The 4,184-nt window shown below is 70.8% G+C and carries 3 protein-coding genes; 1 reads left to right on the forward strand and 2 read right to left on the reverse strand.

Translation table 11 applies throughout. The features are described from left to right. Positions 1 to 60: 60 nt before the first annotated feature. Entirely contained in the window at positions 61 to 855 is a 795-nt protein-coding gene (locus tag ACFU7Y_RS41075) for an APH(3')-V family aminoglycoside O-phosphotransferase (protein ID WP_380771502.1), read from the reverse strand. Between the two features lie 392 nt (positions 856 to 1,247). Continuing rightward, positions 1,248 to 1,844 carry a pentapeptide repeat-containing protein gene (locus ACFU7Y_RS41080; RefSeq protein ID WP_380771504.1) on the reverse strand — a complete coding sequence of 199 codons (597 nt, stop codon included), beginning with the start codon at positions 1,842 to 1,844 and terminating at the stop codon, positions 1,248 to 1,250. Positions 1,845 to 2,299: 455 nt separating this feature from the next. On the opposite strand from ACFU7Y_RS41080, the gene ACFU7Y_RS41085 reads away from it, so the two are divergent. After that, positions 2,300 to 3,793, forward strand: a complete 1,494-nt coding sequence (locus ACFU7Y_RS41085; RefSeq protein ID WP_380771506.1) for an SDR family oxidoreductase — start codon at positions 2,300 to 2,302, stop codon at positions 3,791 to 3,793. Positions 3,794 to 4,184: the final 391 nt, after the last annotated feature.

Genomic DNA, 4,184 nt, shown 5'->3' on the forward strand with positions numbered 1-4,184 from the left:
CAGCCCGTGTTCGCGGTGCCCCCGCCCTCCGTGATGACGGCCCCGGCCCGACCCGCCGGGCTAGAAGAATTCGTCGAGCAACCGATAGAAGGCCAACTTGTCCTCGTCCACTCCGGGGCCGCCGTACTGTGCGAGGAAGCGCTGGGCGTACTCGGGGCCGAACCAGGGATCCTCCTCGATCTCCAGCTCACGAGTGGCCAGAGCGAGGTCGGCGTGGCGGTCGGCGAGACCGAGGCGGCCCACGTCGATGACTCCGGTGACCTCGCACGTCCTGGGATCCAGCAAGACGTTGTTCGGGCAGAGGTCCCCGTGGCAGACGACGATGTCCTCCGTCTCCGGCCGGGTGCGGTCGAGTTCGGCCAGGAGCTGTCCGCCGGACCAGCCTCGGCGCGCCTCGTCCAGGTCATCGAGGTCCACCAGCCCCACACGCACGTTGTGGCGGGCCTCGTCCATCGCCACGGACAGGGAGCGGTCGAAGGGGCATTCCGCCACGGGCAGGCTGTGCAGGGCACGGGCGACGCGGGCCATCGCCTCCGCGACGGCGAGCCGTTGGTGCTCCGGCCACTCCTCTGCAGCCGAGACGCCCTGCACGACCTCGGTGACGATCCAGACGGAGGTGTCGTCGCCCCCGCGCTCGACGACACGGGGAACCGGGATGCCGTGCCGGGCCAGCCAGTCGAGCCGATCGGCCTCGCCGGTCAGATCGAAGGCCGAATTGTCCAGGACACGCGGGGCGATCTTCGCGTAGAGCTCGGACTGCGGCCCGGTGAGGCGGTGGACGAAGGCGCCCGAGTCCCCTTCGGTGACGGGGCTCCACTCATGGTGCGGGTATTTCCGGCGCAGCGAGCTCTTCATGAGGTGCATGATCCCCCGACATTCAGCCTGATCCAATGGGATTACGGAGCTGAAGGCTCTCCCGCGATCGCGGTCGCGGGGGCCACGCGGTACAGTGCGCCGCGCGTCGGGGCCTCGGTATGCCTGGAAGCCACACGGGGCTGGCGCTGCGGAGCGGAACGCAAGCACTTCGCCCGGTTCCCCGGCACGATCGCCAACCCCAACCTGCTCAGCGGCCGAGGTATCGGTGTGCGGAAGCAGACCGTCGTCGTCCGGCACCCCACCAGCACGCCGGGGCCGCCGAGTTCACACAGCCGCTCGGCCGAGTCCACCGACCCGGGCGCGTAAAAGGAGGTTGCAGAGTGCGATGCCCGCCGGGCTGAAGCGTCGTCACGACAAACACCGTTGCAGCATCAGGGCTCGAGTACGATCCCAGCTTCCCGTGCAAGGCTGAGGGCGAGCTCCATCGCCCCTGGGCCTTGCACAGTTGCTCCTTCAAGGCTCGCCGCACCACCGACATCCAGCAGCGTGCACCCCTCGAACCGGACGTTCTGCATGTCCGCGTGGGCAAACTGGGCGCCTTCAAGATCGCAGTCCTCGAACCGCACGTCCCGCAGCTCGGCCCGCTGGAAGTCGGCCTGTCGCAGGTTGCAGCCCGTGAAGAGCACCCTCCTGAACTTCGAGTACCGGAACAGCGCCGAGTCGCTGCGGCAGTTGTCGAAGGTAACGTCCCGGAAGAAGCCGTTGCTCCAGGACATCCCGGTGAACCTGCTGGACCTGGCCGTGCTCCTCAAGAGCGAGACATCCTGAGTACGGACGCTCGCGAAGTCGGTGGTCTCGAACTCGACGTCCGACAGGACACACCGGCGAAGATCCGTGCCGGTGAACCGTGTGCCGGTGAACCGGCAATGCTCGATCTCGACCGCCTCAGCAGATCGCCCGGCGAAGTCCACCGTCGAGTACTCGACCCCCTTGATCATCGCGTCGTCCTCAAGATCGTGCTGAGGCATCGCAGCGGACCGCATGGTCGGAAGCAGCCGCGGGGACTGAGGAGCCCAACGAGCCGGGGTCCGGGCCTTCGTCACACTAGCCATCCGATCAGGTGTGATCCGCACCAAGTGGCAACAACAGCCTACCGGGAAGCGGGAGACCAGAAGCGCCACGTGCAGCAGTTGCCTACCGACCGTCAGGATCCGCCGACATCCTCACCGCGGGCGGCTCGCTCACCGACCTGCCGCGCACCCTGCCGCTGCCCGAGCGCCACCACCGGGCTGCCCGCCTCCGTCCCGGCCGGCGCCGCCCGGATCGAGGACCTGGTCCCCGCGCGGCCCCGGCCGCCCCGTCGTGGCACCGCTTTCCGTGTTCGCGTCCATCACGCCGGCTCCGAAGGGCATGCGCGATGCTGGTTACGTCGTTTCCGCACCGGCGGAGGCCCGCACGCGCGGCTTTCGGAGGAGAAGTCGACATGGATCCGTTGCAGCCCGGCCCACTGCGCTGCCTGGTGACCGGTGCGACCGGCTACATCGGCGGCCGACTCGTCCCCGAATTGCTCGCCCGCGGGCACACCGTGCGGTGTCTGGTACGGGATCCCGGGCGACTGCGCGACCACCCCTGGCGGGCCCGGGTGGACACCGCCACCGGAGACGTCACCCGCCCCGCCACCCTCGCCGGGGCCTTCGACGAAATCGATGTCGCCTACTACCTCGTCCACTCGCTCGGCACCGGGCCCTCGTTCGAGGCAACCGACCGCGAGGCCGCCCGCGCTTTCGCGGCCGCCGCGGCAGCCGCCGGCGTGACCCGGATCGTCTACCTCGGCGGCCTCGTCCCCGCCGGGGTACCCGAAGCGGACCTCTCCCCCCACCTGCGCTCCCGCGCCGAGGTCGGCCGCATGCTCCGCGCCGGCGGTGTCCCCACGGCCGAACTGCGCGCCGCCGTGATCATCGGCTCCGGCAGCGCCTCCTTCGAGATGCTGCGCCACCTCACCGAACGCCTGCCCGCGATGGTCACTCCGCGCTGGGTGTCCACCCGGATCCAGCCGATCGCCGTCCGGGACGTCCTGCGCTACCTGGTCGGCGCCGCCCACCTGCCGCCCGGGCTGAACCGCACCTTCGACATCGGCGGCCCCGACGTCCTCACCTACGAACAGATGATGCAGCGCTACGCCCGCATCGCCGGACTTCGCCGCCGCCTCATCCTCCCCGTGCCGGTCCTCACTCCCCGGCTCTCCAGCCTCTGGGTCGGCCTGGTGACTCCGGTCCCCGGCTCCATCGCCCGCCCCCTCGTCGAGTCCCTGCGCCACGAAGTCGTCTGCGGCGAGCACGACATCGCCCGATGGGTGCCCGACCCGCCGACCGGCCTGACCGGCTTCGACCAGGCCGTCACGCTCGCCCTGCGCCGGATCAAGGACGCCGACGTCGCCACCCGCTGGTCCTCCGCCTCATCGCCCGGCGCCCCGAGCGACCCGCTGCCCACCGATCCCGACTGGGCCGGCGGCAGCCTCTACCAGGATGTCCGGGAACGCACCGTGACCGCGTCACCCGCCGCCGTCTGGAGGGTGATCGAAAGCATCGGCGGCGACAACGGCTGGTACTCCTTTCCACTCGCCTGGACCCTGCGCGGCTGGCTCGACCGCCTGGTGGGCGGCGTCGGACTGCGCCGGGGCCGCCGCGACCCTACCCGCCTACGGGTCGGGGACTCCCTCGACTTCTGGCGCGTCGAGGAGATCGAACCCGGCCGACTGCTCCGCCTGCGGGCCGAGATGCGCCTGCCCGGGCTGGCCTGGCTCGAACTCTCCGTCACACCGGACGGCGATCACGGGACGCAATACCGGCAGCGGGCACTGTTCCACCCCCACGGCCTGGCCGGACACGCGTACTGGCGCGCTGTCGCGCCGTTCCACACCGCGGTGTTCGCAGGCATGGCCCGCAACATCACCGAACGCGCTCGCCGGCAGCCCTGATACGGCTGGACGACGGCCGGATCCACACCGCCCTCGTCGCCGACGCCCGCCGGCGGGGCGGGGCCCGCTCGGCCTCGTCCCCGCTCCCGGTCTGCCGTCCGGCACCGGGGTTGGTACCGGCTTGCCGCCGCGAAGCGGGCCGCCGCGGCGAAGCCGAAGGTTGTCGCGGACGGACCGGTTCGTCGGGGTTGGCCGTAGGCAACGGGACGGGTTACGTGGTCTCAGCCAGGCACCGTTCGGCAGTCCCGCACGGTGTCGGCCGAAACGGTGTCGGCGCACGGGTCAGGGCTCTTGGCCAGGTCAAAACACCGAGACCGACGGGGATGACTCCGCCGGCCGCGTCGTGGTGGACCTGTGGCGTACGGGCCCGGGACGGACCTGTGTCCGTCCC

The organism is Kitasatospora sp. NPDC057542 (assembly GCF_042801945.1).
Classification (GTDB): Bacteria; Actinomycetota; Actinomycetes; order Streptomycetales; family Streptomycetaceae; genus Kitasatospora.

Excerpts from the sequence above, each read along its gene's own strand:
- ACFU7Y_RS41085 (WP_380771506.1), top strand. The coding sequence starts at position 2,300 with ATGGATCCGTTGCAGCCCGGCCCACTGCGCTGCCTGGTGACCGGTGCG.
- ACFU7Y_RS41075 (WP_380771502.1), bottom strand. The coding sequence starts at position 855 with ATGAAGAGCTCGCTGCGCCGGAAATACCCGCACCATGAGTGGAGCCCC.
- ACFU7Y_RS41080 (WP_380771504.1), bottom strand. The coding sequence starts at position 1,844 with ATGCCTCAGCACGATCTTGAGGACGACGCGATGATCAAGGGGGTCGAG.